The sequence below is a fragment of the Actinoplanes sp. DH11 genome (assembly GCF_020873875.1).
Classification (GTDB): Bacteria; Actinomycetota; Actinomycetes; order Mycobacteriales; family Micromonosporaceae; genus Actinoplanes.
In genome coordinates, this window is the sequence record NZ_JAHWGU010000005.1 from 304809 (window position 1) to 321857 (window position 17049).

Genomic DNA, 17049 nt, shown 5'->3' on the forward strand with positions numbered 1-17049 from the left:
CCCCGCCGAATTCTTGCGTACGCGTACGACATCGGCGCAACCGGCGACGTGCGCGGACCGGGCACACTGGGTTCAGATCCACTTCTACGCCCCCTCGGAGCGATGTGTGAGTCAGCCGGTACCCCTCCTGGAGAACACCGCACCGCCCAGCACGCTCTGGGCCCGGATGAAGTCCGACCCGCAGTACGCCCCGGAGCACCTGGCGCTGGAAGCCGTCCGGCGTCTCGGCCCGGAGGCGCAGCGCTGGATCGGCCGGATGCGCGAGGAGCGCCCGGACGCCGGCCCGGACGAACTGGCGGCGCTCGCCGTCAAGCGGTTCACCACGCTGGCCCGGGTCTCCGGTGCCGTGTCGGGCGCGGCCGGGTTGCCGGGCGCGGTCCTCGACGTCGGCGTGCTCGCGTGGACGCAGGCGCGGATGGTGCTGCACGTCGCGGCCGCGCACGGCGCCGACCCGACGGCGCCGGAGCGCGCCACCGAGCTGCTGGTTCTGCAGCGGGTGCACAAGGTGGCGGAGACCGCGCGTACCGCGCTGGGTGTCGCCGCCGGCCGGGAGCGTGCCAGCCGCCTCTTCACCGGCGCCGGCGGCACGCCGATGGCGCGTGTCCTGGTCACTCTGGGCGTGCGCCTGGCGCAGATGGCGGGCGTACGCGCGGCGAAGCGCGTCTTCGCCAAAATGATCCCGCTCGGCGGGGTGGTCCTCGGCACCTGGGCCAATTCGGCGGCGACCCGTGACCTGGCCGCCCGCGCCCGGATCCATTACCGCACCACGGACCCGGCCGCCCGGCCGATGCCGGAATCCGGCGGGGGAAGGCCCTAAGGATCCGGCGTTCCCGCCCGATCCTCCTGACGTGCTGCGAATCCGGAAGTCCGCCGCCCTGTTGTCCGCCCTCGCGCTGCCGCTGCTGATCGCGGGCTGCGCGTCCGCCGAGTCGGCCACCACACCGGCGACCGAGAACGGCGCCGACTGGATCCGGGTGGCCGCCGGTCAGGCCACGCCGTCGCCGGTGACGAAGTACGGCAAGGCCACGCCGACACCGGAGCTGACGCTGCCGACCCCGCCCGCCACGACGCCCCCGGCCCCGAACCCGAACCCGTCCTGCACGCCGGCCCCGCGCGGCGCCGGCGTGATCAACGGACTGGGTGTGGTGCCGGGGGGCACCAGCGCCGTGGTGAGCTGGTACCACCCGGGCGGTGCGGACATCGTCGACTACCGGGTCACCGCCGCCACGCAGGATCTGCAGGTCGGCGAGCAGGACGAGGTCGGCTGGACCACTGTCACCCCGGCGGCCTGCGGTGAGGTCAGCGCCACCGTGACGGGTCTCACGCCGGGCACGCCGTACGTCTTCTCGGTGGATGTGGTGCGCAAGCACACCGGCACGCTGGAGGGCACCTACACCCGGACGATCGCGCGCTCGGATGTGGTGAGCACCACGGCGTGACGCCCGTGGCCGGTCCGGGAGCGGACGATCGGCGGGTCAGTCTCTAAGCTTCCCGGCATGGAAGCCATCGTCGACACGGTCGTGCTCGTAGCGATCTCCGTGGTCGGCGCCGCGCTGGCCCGCCGCCTCGGTTTCGTGGCGCCGCTGGTGCTGCTCGTCGCCGGGCTGGCGCTGTCCTACGTGCCGGGCTTCCCGGAGGCGCATCTCGAGCCGGAGCTGGTGCTCATCGGGATTCTGCCGCCGCTGCTGTACGTGGCGGCGCTGCAGACCTCGGTGCCCGCGTTCCGGCTGGCGCTGCGGCCGATCCTGCTGCTCGCGGTCGGTCTGGTGGTGCTCACCGCGTTCGTGATCGGGTTCGTGGTGCACCTGCTGCTGCCGGCGGTGCCGCTGGCAGCCTGTGTCGCGCTGGGTGCGATCGTCGCCCCACCGGACGCCGTCTCCGCGACCGCCATCGCCCGCCGGGTCGGGTTGCCCCGCCGGGTGGTGACGATCCTGGAGGGCGAGAGCCTGCTCAACGACGCGACCGCGCTGGTCATGGTGCGGGTCGCGGCGGGTGCGCTGGCCGGTGCGGCGGTAGGGCTGTGGGAGATCAGCCAGGAGGTCGCGCTCAAGGCGGGCGGCGGCCTGGTGATCGGGTTCGTGTTCGCGGTCGCCGCGGCCTGGCTGCACCGCAGGATCGAGGACTCGCTGCTGGAGGACGCGGTCTCGCTGCTCACCCCGTTCGTCGTCGTGATCGTCGCCGAGGAGCTGCACACGTCGAGCGTGGTGGCCGTGGTGGTGGCCGGTCTCTACCTGGGTCACCGCATCCCCTTCCTGCTGTCGCCGACGTCGCGGCTCCAGATGGACGCGGTCTGGAAACTGGTGAACTTCCTGCTGGAGGGCGTGGTCTTCCTGCTGGTGGGCCTCCAGTTGCGCGAGGTGGTGGGCAGCATCGAGACCGACATGGCGACCACCGTTCAGGTCACCGCCGCGGTCTTCGCCACGCTGGTGCTGGTGCGGTTCGCCTGGATGTACCCGGCCACCTATCTGGCCCGGCTGGTCCCGCGGATCCGCAACCGGGAGGAACGGCCGCGACCGGCCGTGCCGACCGTGATCGCCTGGGCGGGCATGCGCGGGGTGGTGACGCTCGCGGCGGCGCAGACGCTGCCGGAGCCGGGTGTGGGCGGGGTGCCCGAATACCCCCGTGAGCTGTTCGTCTTCGTCGCCTTCGCGATCATCGTGCTGACCCTTCTGGTGCAGGGCGCGACCCTGCCCGCGCTGGCCCGGGTGCTGCGGGTCAAGGAGGACAACAGCGCGCAGGACGCCCTGGCCGAGGCGGGCATCCAGCACACCGCCAGCCGGGCCGCCCTGGAGGCGCTGGAGGCGCACGCCGGCAGCGCGCCGCCGGCCGTGGTGGCGCGGTTGCGCGGCCTGGTGGAGAGCCGGTCGAACAATGCCTGGGAGCGTTTGGGCAGTCAGCAGCAGGAAACCCCGTCAGCGGCGTACGGGCGGCTGCGGCGGGAAATGATCAAGGCGGAGCGGCACGTCTTCAAGATTGCCCGCAACGAGGGGCGGATCCCCGAGGAGGTGCTGGTGCGTGCCCAGCGCGAACTGGACCTGGAAGAGACACAGCTGCAACGGAGCGAGTCTTGATCTGTGAGCATCTGAAGGAGGCCGGCGACCCGGCGCCGCTGGCGCCCTTCGACGGCGGCTGCCCGGAGTGCGTGGCCGGCGGGTTCACCGACTGGGTGCACCTGCGAGTCTGCCTGAGCTGCGGTTATGTCGGGTGCTGCGATTCCTCCCCGCGGCGGCACATGTCGCGCCACCACGAGGAGCAGGACCATCCGGTGATGCGATCCTACGAGCCGGGCGAGGGCTGGCGCTGGTGCTACGTGCACCAGCAGCTGGGCTGAAGCCGGCCGGGCGGACCACGCCCGGCCGGCTCGCTCACCCGCGCGTGGACCCGGCCGGTTCGCGGATGAGGGCGCCGTCCACGTAGCAGTACTGCCACCCGTCACCCTCCTCGAGTGAGCGGATGATCGGGTGCTCGGTGTCGGCGAAGTGCGCGTCCGCGTGCTTGTTCGGTGAGTCGTTGCAGCAGCCCACCTCGCCGCACGTGAGACACATGCGCAGCTGCACCCAGGTGTCGCCGGAGTCGACGCACTGCTGGCAGACGTCGGTGTCGGTCTCGGTGATGTGGATCCGGTCCATGTGGGTGCAGGCGGTGCTGATCGTCTCCTCCCGGACGTACCGCCACTGCGTGTGCAGCAGCCGGTCCGGAAGGAACCGGGCGAGCATCCGCGAGTTGGCCGCGAGGATCGGCGCCAGCACCGCCAGGATCAGCACGTAGAGCGCGATGAACGGGCCGACCCGCTCGTCCAGCCCGGCACCGAGCGCGAGCGTGGCGAGGATCAGGGAGAACTCGCCGCGGCCGAGCACGGTCAGGCCGACGTTCGCCGCGCCGCGCTGGTTGAGGCCGAACAGCCGGGCCGTGATCAGGCCGGCACTGACGTTGGTGAGCACCGTGATGCCGACCGCGATCAGCACCGGCACCACGACCGACCCGATCGCGCCGACGTCGATGCTCATCCCGAACGCCACGAAGAAGACCGCGGCGAAGACGTCGCGCAGCGGCAGGACCAGGCGTTCGGCCCGCTCCTTCACCGAGGTGCGGGCCACCACCAGGCCGATCATCAGCGCGCCGATCGCGTCCGAGACGCCGACCTCGGCGGAGATCCCGGCGACCAGCACGACCAGGCCGACCATCAGGATGGCGAGCAGTTCGTCCTCGCGGCTGTCGATCACCTTGCCGACCAGGCGGGCGCCCCAGCGGGCGACCGCGAAGAGCAAGGCCAGGTAACCGAAGCTCATGCCGATGCGCAGGGCCAGCTCACCGGCCGAGTCGGCGCCGGACAGGATCGGGGTGAGCAGGGCCAGGTAGAGGGCGAGGAACAGGTCCTCGATGACGATCACACCGAGGATCACCGGAGTTTCGGCGTTGGCCAGCCGGCGTAACTCGATGAGGAGTTTGGTGGCGATCGCGGAGGACGAGATGCCCACCGCGCCGGCGATGACGAACGCCTCCGACGTGCCCCAGCCGAGCGCGAAGCCCAGACCGAGGCCGGCGCCGATGTTGATGCCGATGTAGGCACCGGCCGCGGCGAACAGCCGCTTGCCGCTGCCCAGCACCTGTTCGACGGGGAACTCCACGCCGAGGTGGAAGAGGAGCAGGACCAGCCCGAGCAGGGCCAGCATGTCCAGGTCCTCGGGGTGATCGAAGAGCGTCAGGCCGGGGGTGAACGGGCCGAGCAGGATGCCGGCGAGCATGAAGAACGGAACGGTCGGCAGCCGGAACCGCCGGCCGAGCCGGGCCAGCAGCCCGGCGGCCAGGATCAGCGCGCCCAGGCCGATGAGATTCGCGTGCACCGGTCGCCCTAGTCGACGAAGTACGTGCCGGCGAGCACCGCGCCGATTTTGCGGGCCTGTTCCTCGGAGAGCTCCAGGACGGCGCCCGGCTCGTCCCCGCTGTCCTCGAACACGTAGAGGTGCCGTTTGCCGTCCCGGGACAGCACGACGGAGACGCGCTGCCCACCGCCGCCCACCGCGATGTCGTACCGGGTGCCTACTCCCGGAAGTTCCTGGATGTGAACGCCTTTACCCATGGCGGGATCCTACGGGGGGTTCTGTGTCGCGACGATTACGCGCCGCCCGCCGAGACCTGCGCGACACTCCCCTCGGACCTGCTCAGACAGTGGCGTGCCGGGTCGTCGGGACGTGCCCGAGCAGGCTCTCCGCCTCCCGCGAGACCTGGCCGGCGTCGCAGGCGCGGGCCTGGCCGTAGACCGCGACGGTCCGTGCCGCGATGGCCGGCCAGTTGAAGTCCTCGCGGACGCGCTGGCGGGCACGCAGCGCGAGCGACCGGGCGTAGTCCCGGTCGGCGAGCACCGCACCCGTCGCCGCCGCGCACGCCGCGGGGTCGCCGGGCGTGAACTTCACGCCCGTCACCCCGTGCTCGACGATCTCGGTGAGGCCACCGGTCTCGGCGACCGCGACGGGCGTGCCGGCGGCCGCCGCCTCCAGCGCGACCATGCCGAACGGCTCGTAGATGCTCGGCACCACATAGCAGTCCGAGGCGCCCATCAGGGCGGTCAGCTCATGCCCGCCGAGGAACCCCGCGAAGGTCACCCCGGGCGTGGCCAGGGCTTCGAGCTCGCTGCGGTACGGGCCGTCGCCCGCGATCACCACGCGAAGGTCCGGGTGGCGCTCGCGCAGGATCGGGACGGCCGCGAGCAGGTGTTGCACGCCCTTCTCGTAGACCAGCCGGCCGGCGAAACTGATCAGTGGGCCGTCGCCGGCGAACCGTGCCCGGGCCGCCTCGACCGCCCGCGGCCGGGCACGCCAGCGCAGCGCGTCGACCCCGTTGAAAACCACGTCGGTGCGGGCCGGGTGCACGCCGAACAGGCGGGTGACCTCGCGCTTCATGTACGCCGAGCAGACGATCACCCGGATCGCCTCGGTGGACAGCCAGCGCTCGATGTCGTCGATGGTGCGGTTGTGCGGCGCCGGCAGCCACCCCTGGTGCCGGCCGGACTCGGTGGCGTGGATCGTGGCGACCAGCGGGATGTCCAGGTGGTCGCGGAGCGTCACGGCGGTGTGCGCGACGAGCCAGTCGTGGGCGTGCACCACGTCGTACCGGCCGGTGCGGGCGGCGCGCAGGGCGGCCCGGGTGAGCGTGTGGTTGAACGCCAGGGCCCAGCCGAGCATGTCGCCGTTCTCGACGGTGAAGGCCGGCGGGTCGTCCGGGGCGCGGATGACGCGGACGCCCTCGGCGTACTCCTCGAGCAGCGCGCCGGGTGCGTGCCGGGTCACCACGGTGACCTCGTGCCCGGCCGCGACAAGGGTGGTCGCCAGCGCGTGCACGTGCCGGCCCAGGCCGCCGACGAGCAGCGGCGGGTACTCCCAGGAGAGCATCAGGATCCTCATGCACACAGCCCCCGTCTCACTCGTAGCACCTCGGCCACCGATCTCGCGGCGAACGGGCGGCCGGTGGCCCGGTGCGGTGCCTCGCCCTCCGCGCTCTCGCTCACCGATCCGACACCCCACTCGGTCAGGTGTGCCTCCAGACCAGTGAGCAGTCCCTCGGCCGGGCGCCCGGTGGCGGCGCAGGCGTCCGCCCACGGCCCGATCAGCCAGGGCCACACCGTGCCGTCCCGGCCACCGGCCTGCCGGCCCTGGTAGCCGTACTCGCTCTCGGCGAGTGTGCGCAGGCCGAGCGGCGTGAGCAGCGTCTCCCCGATGGTACGGATGGCCGCGCTCTCCTGGCCCCGCATCGGGCCGTGCGGCAGCGACCAGGCGAGGAGCTGGTTGGGCCGCAGCGACGGGTCGTCGTGGTGCGTCCCGGCGCCGAGCGGGTAGGTCGAGGCAGGTCCCTCGACCACGTCGTAGAGCCAGCCCTCCGGCGCCGGGAAGGCGGCCAGGAAGGAGGTCCGGGCCCGCGCGTGCCGGGACCGCGGCTCGCCGTCGTCGTAGCCGCCCTCGGTGAGCAGGTCACCCATCGCCGCGAGCGCGTTCACCCAGAGCGCGTTGATCTCCACGGGCTTGCCGATCCGGGCCGCGCCGGCCGGGTCCGCGGTCAGCCGCAGCAACCCGTCGGCGGGGTCCACGGCGAGCGGACCGGTGCCGTTCAGCCGCTGGCGCAGCAGCCGGCCCAGCGGCGCGGCGAGTTCGGCGGCCAGGTCGCTGTCGCCGGTCCGGGTCACGTGCCGGTCCACCGCGTGCACCAGCCAGAGCGGGAAGTCGACGGCGTCCGGCCCGGATCGCGGCGCGTCCACGGACACCGCCGCGCGGGTCCGCTCGATCAGCAGCTCCCGGCCCTCGTCGGCGCGGCCGGTGTCCAGGAACAACCCCTCGTACGCGGTCATCGCCTCGCCGGGTGCGCCGCCGCCCCACGGGTAACCGGCGATCACCTCCGGTCCGGCCGGGGTGCGGACGACGAACCTGTCGGCGGCGATCGCGAGCGTCTCGCCGTACCCCTCCGCCTTGGCCGCGGTGACCAGCCGGTGAGCGCGCTCCCGCTCCGCGGCGATCACCGCCGACGCGGGTGGCGGCCGTTCGCCCAGGGTGCCCGCCCACGCCGAGATCTCCATCGACTCGCCCGCGCCGGCCTGCTGGAAGAAGGCGCCGGCCAGCCAGAGGTCCTCGACCGTGTCGTCGGCGCGGGTGCGCACGCCCAGGTGCCAGAGGCCGGCGGGCTGCCAGCCGGGACCGGCCAGCCGGTACGCGCCGGCCAGCACCACCCCGTCGGCGACCGGCTCGGTGGACGGCGGCTCACCGCCGGCGTGCCGGGTCGCGTCCGCGGCGCGCCAGGTGCACATCGCGGCGACGGCGAGCCCGACCGGGGCCGGCGCGCTGACCACCCGGTGCACCACGGCGAGCGAGGGATGACCGTGCCGCAGGGCCAGCTCCCGCTCGATCACCACGTCGCCGATCCGCCACCGCCACCGGGGCAGGCCCCGGTCGAGCGTGAACGTCTCCAGGTACCGGTGCCCGCCGGGCTCGACCGCGCCGGACGCCCACTCGTGGGTGTGCAACGCCACCTTGGCGCCGGAGGGCAGGGTGACCGTGAGGTCGAGGGAGGCGAGCGCCACGTGCGGTGTCCCGTCGGCCGCCACCGTCAGCAGCGCGTGCTGGCGGCGGGTCCGCAAGCCGCTGACCGTGCCGGCGGCGTGCCCGCCGAGGCCGTCGGTGACCAGCCACTCCCGGCCCGCGCCGGCATCCGGGGTGAGAGCGCCGCAGACCTGCGGGCCGAAGGTGAAGTGATCCAAGCGCGGCACGTCGCCTGAATTCTCGATTTCGAACACGCCAAACCCCCGGATGGGGAAGATCACCGGGGATCCGGTCAGTCGCGCCGACGTTAGCAGCCGATTCCGAGAGAATTGCCGCAAGACGCGGCCGGGCAGGATTAGCACCACCGGTTGGTGGGCATTGCAGCCCGGCGGTCGTGCGACATGAGATGGCCGAGGGGTAGGAGCAACCGATATGCAGGTCTGGCCTGGTCACCGGTATCCGCTGGGTGCCACTTACGACGGGACGGGCACGAACTTCGCGATCTATTCCGAGGTGGCCGAGGCGGTGGAACTCTGTCTCTTCGATGCCTCCGGCAACGAGCGCAAGGTTCAGCTGCACGAGCAGGACGCCTTCGTCTGGCACGCGTACCTACCGGGCGTGGAGCCGGGCCAGCGGTACGGCTACCGGGTGTACGGGCCGTACGAGCCGCACCGGGGGCTGCGCTGCAACCCGCACAAGCTGCTGCTCGACCCGTACGCGCGGGCGGTCGACTCGGACATCACCTGGCACCCGGCGATGTACGCCTACGACTTCGAGAACCCGGACCAGATGTCGGATCTGGACTCGGCGCAGTACATGCCGAAGGCCGTCGTGGTGAACCCGTACTTCGACTGGGGCAACGACCGGCGCCCGGACATCCCGTACCACCACTCGGTGATCTACGAGACGCACGTGAAGGGCCTGACCCAGCGGCACCCGGAGATCCCGAAGGACATGCGCGGGACGTACTCCGCGATCGGCCACCCGGCGATCATCGAGCACCTCAAGGGGCTCGGCGTGACGGCGGTCGAGCTGATGCCGGTGCACCAGTTCGTGCACGACAACCGCCTCGACGACCTGGGGCTGCGCAACTACTGGGGTTACAACACCCTGAGTTTCTTCGCGCCGTACCACGGTTACTCCTCCACCGGCACCCTGGGACAGCAGACCCAGGAGTTCCGCGGCATGGTCAAGGCGCTGCACGCGGCCGGCATGGAGGTCATCCTCGACGTCGTCTACAACCACACCGCCGAGGGCAACCACCTGGGTCCGACGCTCTCGCTGAAGGGCATCGACAACCGGACCTACTACCGGCTCGTCGACGACCAGCCGCAGTTCTACATGGACTACACCGGTACCGGTAACAGCCTGAACGTGCGCAGCCCGCAGAGCCTCCAGCTGATCATGGACTCGCTGCGGTACTGGGTGACCGAGATGCACGTCGACGGCTTCCGCTTCGACCTCGCCTCCACGCTGGCCCGCGAGTTCTACGACGTGGACCGGCTCTCCACCTTCTTCGAGGTGGTGCAGCAGGACCCGGTCGTCGGCCAGGTGAAGCTGATCGCCGAGCCGTGGGACGTCGGGCCCGGCGGTTACCAGGTCGGCAACTTCCCGCCCAACTGGACGGAGTGGAACGGCAAGTACCGGGACATCGTGCGCGACTTCTGGCGTGGTGAGCCGGCCACCCTGGCCGAGTTCGCGTCCCGGATCACCGGGTCGGCCGACCTCTACCAGGACGACGGCCGCAAGCCCTTCCACTCGATCAACTTCGTGACCGCGCACGACGGGTTCACCCTCAACGACCTGGTCACCTACAACGACAAGCACAACGAGGCCAACGGCGAGGAGAACCGGGACGGCGAGAGCCACAACCGGTCCTGGAACTGCGGCATCGAGGGACCCACCGACGACAAGAAGGTGCTCCAGCTGCGGGCCCGGCAGCGGCGCAACTTCCTGGCCACGCTGATGCTCAGCCAGGGCGTGCCGATGATCTCGCACGGTGACGAGCTGGGCCGCACCCAGCAGGGCAACAACAACGCGTACTGCCAGGACGACGAGATCAGCTGGATCGACTGGGAGAACGCCGACGAGCAGCTGCTGGAGTTCGCCCGGAAGCTGACCGCGTTCCGGCACCGGCACCAGGTGTTCCAGCGCCGGCGGTTCTTCACCGGGCTGCCGGTGACCGCGCGCGGCGGCGGCGACCCGCTGCCCGACCTGGAGTGGTTCACCCCGGACGGCCGGCCGATGGCCGGCGACGACTGGGGCAACGACTTCGGCCGGGCGGTCGCGCTCTTCGTCAACGGCGAGGGCATCCGGGAGCGCGGCCAGTACGGCCAGCGCCACGTGGACAGCTCGTTCCTGCTGTTCTTCAACGCGCACGACGCGCCGCTCGAATTCACCACTCCTCCCACGGAGTACGGGGAGAAGTGGGAAAAGGTGATCGAAACCGCCGAACCGGACCCGGACCACCCGTCCGTCGTCGAGGCCGGACACAGCCTCTGGGTGCCGGACCGGTCCCTCATCGTGCTCGACAGGACGGTGTAATGCCCCACCCCAGCAGCACCTACCGTGTTCAAGTCCGTCCCGACTTCCCGCTGACCGCCACCGCCGAGATCGTCGACTACCTGGCCGATCTCGGGGTGAGCCACCTCTACTCGGCGCCGTTGCTGACCTCGACGCCCGGTTCCGAACACGGCTACGACGTGGTGGACCACTCCCAGGTCAACCCGGCGCTGGGTGGCGGCGCAGGGCTGCGCACCCTGAGTGACGCGCTACGGGCGGCCGGCCTCGGCATGGTCGCCGACATCGTGCCCAACCACGCCGGGGTCGCCGTCCCGCCGGCGAACCCGACGTGGTGGGACGTGCTGCGCAACGGGCAGAAGTCGCAGTACGCGCACTACTACGACATCGACTGGTCGCGCGGCCGGCTGCTGATCCCGGTCCTCGCCGACGACCCGGACGCGCTCGACGAGCTGCGGGTCGAGGACGGCGAGCTGCACTACTTCGACAAGCGGTACCCGATCGCCGACGGGACCGGCGACGGCAGCCCGCGTGAGGTGCACGACCGGCAGCACTACGAGCTGGTCAACTGGACCCGGGGCGACAGCGAGATCAACTACCGCCGGTTCTTCGCGATCGTGGAACTGGCCGCGCTGCGGGTGGAGGACCCGGAGGTCTTCGACGCCACCCACGCCGAGATCCTGCGCTGGTACCGCGAGGGCATCGTCCAGGGCATCCGGGTCGACCACCCGGACGGCCTGCGCGACCCGGCCGGCTACTTCGCCCGGCTGCGGGAGGCCGCGCCGGACGCCTGGCTGGTGGTGGAGAAGATCCTCGAACCGGGGGAGAAGCTGCCCGCCTGGCCGGTCGCCGGCACCACCGGCTACGACGCGATGGCCGAGGTGAACGGGGTCTTCGTGGACCTGGGCACCGAGGCGTTCTTCGACACCCTCGACCATCACCTGACCGGCGGCACCACGTCCTGGCAGGACCTGGTGCACCGGACCAAGTACACGGTGGCCACCACCCTGCTCGCCGCCGAGCTGGCCCGGCTGACCCGGCTGGTCCCGGAGGTGGAGAACGCGTCGCGGGCGCTGGCCGAACTCGCCGCCTGCTTCCCGGTCTACCGGTCCTACCTGCCCGCCGGCAGCCGCCACCTGGCGCAGGCCCGGTCCGAGGCGGGTCGCCGCAACCCGCACCTGATCGGGGTGCTGGACCAGCTCACCGCCCGGCTGCGCAACCCCGCCGACGAACTGGCGATCCGGTTCCAGCAGTTCACCGGCGCGGTGATGGCCAAGGGCGTGGAGGACACCGCGTTCTACCGGTGGACCCGGTTCGTGGCCCGCAACGAGGTGGGCAACGACCCGGCCGACTTCGGCGTCTCGACGGACGAGTTCCACGAGGCCGCCGAGCAGCGGCAGGCCGAGTGGCCGGAGTCGATGACGTCGCTCGGCACCCACGACACCAAGCGCGGCGAGGACGTGCGGGCCCGCCTCGCCGTCCTCTCCGAGGTCCCCGGCGACTGGACCGAGGTGGTGCGCCGGTGGGTCCGGATCGCCCCGCTGCCGGACCCGTCGCTGGCCCATCTGATCTGGCAGGTCGCGGTGGGCGCGTGGCCGATCGAGCGGGAACGACTGCACGCGTACGCGCTGAAGGCCGCGCGCGAGGCCGGCGCCGCGACCACGTGGCAGCGGCCGGACGAGTCGTTCGAGACCGCGCTGCGGCAGCTGGTCGACCGGATCTACGACGACCCGGCGCTGCACCGGGAGATCAGCGACTTCGCCGCGTCGATCGCGCCGCCCGGCTGGTCCAACTCGCTCGGGCAGAAGCTGGTGCAGCTCACCATGCCCGGCATCCCGGACGTCTACCAGGGCAGCGAGCTCTGGGACTACTCGCTCGTCGACCCGGACAACCGCCGCCCGGTCGACTTCGGCCTGCGGCGCGAGCTGCTCGGCCGGATCGACGACGGCTGGCTGCCGCCGATCGACGACACCGGCGCCGCGAAGCTGCTCGTCACCAGCCGGGTGCTGCGCCTGCGCCGGCAGCGGCCGGAGCTGTTCACCGGTTACCGCCCGGTCTTCGCCGACGGCCGGGTCGGTGAGCACGTGCTCGCCTTCGACCGCGGTGGCGTGGTGGCGGTGGCCACCCGGCTGCCGGTCGGATTGTCACGCCACGGCGGCTGGCACGACACGACCCTTTCACTCGACGGACACAGTTGGACGGAAGTGTTCACGAATACCAGTTACGGTGGCAATCGCCTGGCGGTCGCCGAACTCCTGCACACCTATCCCGTCGCTCTCCTGGTGAAAGAATGACTATCTTCGAGGTCTGGGCGCCGGAGAAGCCGGTGCGGCTGGTCGTGGACGGCCGCGAGCACGAGATGGAGTCCGCCGACGGCGGCTGGTGGCGGCTCGACCTGCCGTCCGGCGCCGGCACCGACTACGGCTTCCTCCTGCCCGAGCAGGACAAGCCGCTCCCCGACCCCCGGTCGCCGTGGCAGCCGCAGGGCGTGCACGGGCTCAGCCGGGTCTACGACCACTCCGCCTTCACCTGGACCGACCAGGACTGGACCGGCCGGCAACTGCCCGGCTCGGTCCTCTACGAGCTGCACATCGGCACGTTCACGCCGCAGGGCACGTTCGACGCCGCCATCGAGAAGCTCGACCACCTCGTCGACCTCGGCGTCGACCTGGTCGAGCTGCTACCGGTCAACGCGTTCAACGGCACCTACAACTGGGGCTACGACGGCGTCTGCTGGTTCGCGCCGCACGAGGCCTACGGCGGCCCCGACGGGCTGAAGCGGTTCGTCGACGCGGCGCACGCCAAGGGCTTGGGCGTGGTGCTCGACGTGGTCTACAACCACTTCGGTCCCAGCGGCGCCTACGCACCGATGTTCGCGCCCTACCTGAGCACCGGCAGCAACACCTGGGGCAGCTCGCTCAACCTGGACGGGCCGGACTCCGGCGAGGTGCGGCGCTACATCGCCGACAGCGTGCTGATGTGGCTGCGCGACTACCACGTGGACGGCCTGCGGCTGGACGCCGTGCACGCGCTGCACGACGAGGGCGCGGTGCACGTGCTGGAACAGCTCGCGGTCGAGGTCGAGTCGCTCTCCGCGCACCTGCGGCGGCCGCTCACCCTGATCGCCGAGTCCGACCTCAACGACGCCAAGCTGATCACGCCGCGTGAGGCCGGCGGTTACGGCCTGGACGCGCAGTGGGACGACGACGTGCACCACGCGCTGCACGCCGCGCTGACCGGTGAGCGCCAGGGCTACTACGGCGACTTCGGGTCGATGGACTGTTTGCGTACCGTGCTGGAGGGCGCGTTCTTCCACGCCGGCACCTGGTCCAGCTTCCGCGGCCGGCGGCACGGCCGCCCGGTCGACCGGCAGCGCATCCCCGGGCACCGGTTCGTCGCGTTCCTGCAGAACCACGACCAGATCGGCAACCGGGCCATCGGGGACCGGCTCACCGCCACCCTCTCGCCGGGCCTGCTCAAGGTCGGCGCGACCCTGCTGCTCACCTCGCCGTTCACGCCGATGCTCTTCATGGGCGAGGAGTGGGCGGCGAGCAGCCCGTGGCAGTTCTTCACCAGCCACCCCGAGCCCGAGCTGGCCGAGGCCGTGCAGACCGGGCGGCGCCGGGAGTTCGCCCGGCACGGCTGGGACGAGGCCGAGGTGCCCGACCCGCAGGACCCGGCCACCTTCGAGCGCTCCAAGCTGGACTGGTCGGAGCCGGAGAAGCCGGGCCACGCCGAGATCCTCGAGCTCTACCGCAAACTGATCCGCCTGCGCCGCGAGGTGCCCGCCCTGACCGACCCGTGGCTGCACGACGTCGAGGTGTGGCACGGGGACCAGCACCTGGTGGTCCGCCGCGGATCCGTCGTGGTGGCCGCCAACCTGGCCGGGGTCGAGCAGACGGTCAGCGTGCGCTCCCCGGCCCGCTCCGTGCTGCTCGCCACCGAGCCGGGCGTCGTCGTCCAGCGCGACCGTCTGGTGCTGCCGGCGGAAAGTGCGGCAGTGGTCGCGGTGCGGTGACCCGTACACCCGCTCCGGGAGGCCTGGCGCAGCGCGCCGTGACACGCGGCATCACGCTGTACCGTCGCGTCTCGCCGCGCCTGGCCACCCGGTGCCGGTACACGCCCACCTGCAGCGCCTACGCCCTCGCGGCGATCGAGAGGCACGGGCTCGGACCGGGGCTGCGCCTGACCGCCGCCCGGCTGCTCAGGTGCCGTCCCGGTGTCCCTTTCGGTACCTCGGACCCCGTTCCGTGACATCGGTGTAGCACCATGTCCGCATGGTCGATCCGGACGACAGGGAACCGCGGACGGTGCGTCGCCGGTTCCGGCAGTGGCAGCCCCCCGACCTGCCGTGGCTGCGCCGCCGGCTGGTGCCGCCCCCGGACGTCACCGTCGAGGAGATCGCCTCCCGGGACATCGCCGAGCAGGAGGTGTTCGAGGAGGTCTACGAGGAGGCGCAGTTCCGCTCCCTCGTCGACTGGGAGCACCGGTTCCGCGCCTGGCGGCTGGCCGGGCTCGGCGTGCTGCTCGTGCTCACCCTCGCGGTGACGATGAGCCGGCTGCTGATCGGCGGGCCGCCGTCGGTGGCGGACCTGCGCGCCGAGGCCGGCGTGGACGACTGGACCACGCTGAACATCGGGGTCAAGGACGACCAGTACGGCGTCGCCTACTACGACGCGGGCGACGAGGCCTGGGCCGGCTTCGACATCGACATCGCCTACATGATCGCCGAGGACCTGGGGTTCCGCCGCGACGACGTGCGGTTCTTCGGCCTGGAGAGCGAGGACCGGGCCCGGATGCAGGCGACCGACGCCCAGGGCAACCGGGTGCCCGTGCAACTCGTCATCGCCAGTTACAGCGTCACCGACGCGCGCAAGGCCGCCGGCGTGCACTTCTCGGCGCCGTACCTCCTCACCGAGCAGTCGGTGATCACGCTGAACGACCACCCGCCGGTGTCCGCGCTGGAGGACCTCGAGAAGCAGCGGGTCTGCACCCTGTCCACCTCGACCAGCCAGACCGCTCTGGAGCGCGCCGAGGCGATCGTGTCGCGCAAGAACCGGGTCCGTGAGTGCTTCGCCGAACTCGACCGGGGCACGATCGACGCGATAAGCACCGACGCCGCGATCCTGGCCGGCTGGAAGCACCGGTTCCCGGCGAAGTACGAGCACTGGGACCTGGGCCTGGACACGGTCGAACGGTGGGGCGTCAACGTCGGCAACAACCCGGCCCTGGAGAAACTGGTCAACCTGACCCTCTACCGGTCGTACGCCGATCCGAAGGACTCCCGCTGGGAACGGGCTTACCAGGAGCACCTGCAGTCCGAGATCGACACGAAGAAGAGGATTCCGATCGCCGACGGCCGGCAGCCCCGCGTGGAGCGGCCCGACGTGCGCCGGCTGCCCTGGGAGGACCCCCTCGGATGAGCGAGGTCCAGGTCATCAAGGAGCGCCTCGGTGCCCGGCCGCGGTACCGGGCCGAGTTCAACTGGCTGCTCGCCGTCCTGCCCGCCTTCCCGCTGCTGCTGCTGGTGCTGCGGCTCTGGTACCTGAGCCGGCAGGACATGGCCACGATGCTGCTGCTGGTGCAGTACATCAACCCGCTCGGCATGGTTGGCGCGCTCTTCATCACGCTGAGCTGGACCATCCCGGCGGCCATCCTGCTGATCCGGGTGCTCGGCGGGATCCTGCTGGTCAGCGTGCCCGCGCAGGCCGGTACGTCGTACCTCGCGGTGGCCGCGCTGCGGATGCCGGGCTGGGTGGTGGCGGTCGCCGCGATGATCGCCGCGTTCACCTGGCAGCTGCAGCTGCTGCCCCTGCTGGCGATGCTGATCGTCGCGATCCTCGGGCTCACCGCCGTGCAGAGCGCCCAAGGCGCGGCACCGCTGATGGTCTGGATCACGGTGGGCGTGCCGGTGCTCACCGGACTGCTCGTGTGGATCTTCGTGTGGCCCGGTGTGGTCGCCGCCGTCCGCGCCGGCGCCTGGTCCACGGCCGCCCTGCTGGCCCTGCCGCCCCTGTTCGGGCCGCTGCTGACCGGCCCGGTCCCGGCCAAATGGGCGCGGATCGCGACGTACTGGCCGGCGATCGGCGCCGCCTTCGCGCTGCCGTTCGTGGTCGGCGTGGTGTTCCTGCGCGCGCCGGTGCTGCCGGACAGCGCGATCGAGATGGCCCCCGAAGGACGGCCCGTCACCGTGGTCCGCGGTCAGCTGATCGCGGTGGACGACACCTCCACCACCATGCTGCAGCCGGACGGTGAGGTCACCTTCATCCCCAACGGCGAGGTGCGCTCCAAGACGCTCTGCCCCGGCGCCGGTCCGCCGGAGTACAGCGGGATCACGGTCCGCGGCTGGCCCGCCGAGGCCTCCGCACTGCGATGGATCGCACCGACACGGACCGTGACCGAAGTCGATCCGCGGTGCCTCGGGCGTCCCCTTGTTCCGAGCTGAGTGTATTTTCGACAACGACATGTGCGACTCGCCGCGAACCACGTGCAGACAGCTTGGCAT

Annotated in this window: 14 protein-coding genes; 10 read left to right on the top strand and 4 right to left on the bottom strand. The window is 71.6% G+C overall.

Annotated elements, in window-relative coordinates; translation table 11 throughout:
• The first annotated feature begins 106 nt into the window (after nt 1–106).
• The 4 genes from LPA41_RS10120 to LPA41_RS10135 are packed head-to-tail and all read left to right on the top strand — an operon-like array spanning nt 107 to nt 3331.
• Nucleotides 107–817: an EcsC family protein gene (locus tag LPA41_RS10120; RefSeq protein ID WP_374238139.1), complete on the top strand. Its 711-nt coding sequence runs from the start codon at nt 107–109 to the stop codon at nt 815–817.
• A 31-nt stretch (nt 818–848) separates the two neighbouring features.
• Nucleotides 849–1439 carry a fibronectin type III domain-containing protein gene (locus tag LPA41_RS10125; protein ID WP_229069823.1) on the top strand — a complete coding sequence of 197 codons (591 nt, stop codon included), beginning with the start codon at nt 849–851 and terminating at the stop codon, nt 1437–1439.
• 57 nt (nt 1440–1496) lie between these two features.
• Entirely contained in the window at nt 1497–3071 is a 1575-nt protein-coding gene (locus LPA41_RS10130; RefSeq protein ID WP_229069824.1) for a Na+/H+ antiporter, read from the top strand.
• Complete coding sequence (locus LPA41_RS10135; protein ID WP_229069825.1) at nt 3068–3331, top strand: UBP-type zinc finger domain-containing protein; 264 nt, start codon at nt 3068–3070, stop codon at nt 3329–3331. The genes LPA41_RS10130 and LPA41_RS10135 overlap by 4 nt, the downstream gene beginning before the upstream one ends.
• A 34-nt stretch (nt 3332–3365) precedes the next feature.
• Here LPA41_RS10135 and LPA41_RS10140 read toward each other — a convergent pair whose 3' ends face one another.
• The 4 genes from LPA41_RS10140 to LPA41_RS10155 form a co-directional block, all read right to left on the bottom strand.
• Nucleotides 3366–4844, bottom strand: coding sequence for a cation:proton antiporter (locus LPA41_RS10140; protein WP_229069826.1), 1479 nt, complete (start codon nt 4842–4844; stop codon nt 3366–3368).
• A gap of 8 nt (nt 4845–4852) precedes the next feature.
• Entirely contained in the window at nt 4853–5080 is a 228-nt protein-coding gene (locus LPA41_RS10145) for a potassium transporter TrkA (protein ID WP_229069827.1), read from the bottom strand.
• Nucleotides 5081–5162: 82 nt separating this feature from the next.
• Nucleotides 5163–6401 carry a glycosyltransferase family 4 protein gene (locus LPA41_RS10150; RefSeq protein WP_229069828.1) on the bottom strand — a complete coding sequence of 413 codons (1239 nt, stop codon included), beginning with the start codon at nt 6399–6401 and terminating at the stop codon, nt 5163–5165.
• A complete protein-coding gene (locus tag LPA41_RS10155; protein WP_255689512.1) occupies nt 6398–8242 on the bottom strand; it encodes a glycogen debranching enzyme N-terminal domain-containing protein in 1845 nt (614 codons plus the stop codon). Before LPA41_RS10155 ends, LPA41_RS10150 begins: the two co-directional genes overlap by 4 nt.
• A gap of 214 nt (nt 8243–8456) precedes the next feature.
• Between LPA41_RS10155 and glgX the strand changes: the two genes are divergently transcribed.
• Genes glgX through LPA41_RS10185 form a run of 6 tightly spaced genes read left to right on the top strand, consistent with a single transcriptional unit; the run spans nt 8457 to nt 16989 of the window.
• Nucleotides 8457–10568, top strand: a complete 2112-nt coding sequence (glgX, locus tag LPA41_RS10160; protein ID WP_229069830.1) for a glycogen debranching protein GlgX — start codon at nt 8457–8459, stop codon at nt 10566–10568.
• Nucleotides 10568–12838, top strand: a complete 2271-nt coding sequence (gene treY, locus LPA41_RS10165; protein ID WP_229069831.1) for a malto-oligosyltrehalose synthase — start codon at nt 10568–10570, stop codon at nt 12836–12838. The genes glgX and treY overlap by 1 nt, the downstream gene beginning before the upstream one ends.
• On the top strand, nt 12835–14562 hold the full coding sequence (gene treZ / locus LPA41_RS10170; RefSeq protein ID WP_229069832.1) for a malto-oligosyltrehalose trehalohydrolase: 1728 nt from the start codon (nt 12835–12837) through the stop codon (nt 14560–14562). Before treY ends, treZ begins: the two co-directional genes overlap by 4 nt.
• Complete coding sequence (gene yidD, locus LPA41_RS10175) at nt 14559–14798, top strand: membrane protein insertion efficiency factor YidD (RefSeq protein ID WP_374238140.1); 240 nt, start codon at nt 14559–14561, stop codon at nt 14796–14798. The genes treZ and yidD overlap by 4 nt, the downstream gene beginning before the upstream one ends.
• A 23-nt stretch (nt 14799–14821) precedes the next feature.
• Nucleotides 14822–15967 carry a transporter substrate-binding domain-containing protein gene (locus tag LPA41_RS10180; RefSeq protein ID WP_229069834.1) on the top strand — a complete coding sequence of 382 codons (1146 nt, stop codon included), beginning with the start codon at nt 14822–14824 and terminating at the stop codon, nt 15965–15967.
• Complete coding sequence (locus LPA41_RS10185; protein ID WP_229069835.1) at nt 15964–16989, top strand: hypothetical protein; 1026 nt, start codon at nt 15964–15966, stop codon at nt 16987–16989. The genes LPA41_RS10180 and LPA41_RS10185 overlap by 4 nt, the downstream gene beginning before the upstream one ends.
• The last annotated feature ends 60 nt before the right edge of the window (nt 16990–17049 follow it).

Coding starts and splice junctions, on each gene's coding strand:
- LPA41_RS10130 (WP_229069824.1), top strand. CDS start 1,497: ATGGAAGCCATCGTCGACACGGTCGTGCTCGTAGCGATCTCCGTGGTC.
- LPA41_RS10145 (WP_229069827.1), bottom strand. CDS start 5,080: ATGGGTAAAGGCGTTCACATCCAGGAACTTCCGGGAGTAGGCACCCGG.
- LPA41_RS10150 (WP_229069828.1), bottom strand. CDS start 6,401: ATGAGGATCCTGATGCTCTCCTGGGAGTACCCGCCGCTGCTCGTCGGC.
- glgX (WP_229069830.1), top strand. CDS start 8,457: ATGCAGGTCTGGCCTGGTCACCGGTATCCGCTGGGTGCCACTTACGAC.
- treY (WP_229069831.1), top strand. CDS start 10,568: ATGCCCCACCCCAGCAGCACCTACCGTGTTCAAGTCCGTCCCGACTTC.
- treZ (WP_229069832.1), top strand. CDS start 12,835: ATGACTATCTTCGAGGTCTGGGCGCCGGAGAAGCCGGTGCGGCTGGTC.
- LPA41_RS10180 (WP_229069834.1), top strand. CDS start 14,822: ATGGTCGATCCGGACGACAGGGAACCGCGGACGGTGCGTCGCCGGTTC.
- LPA41_RS10185 (WP_229069835.1), top strand. CDS start 15,964: ATGAGCGAGGTCCAGGTCATCAAGGAGCGCCTCGGTGCCCGGCCGCGG.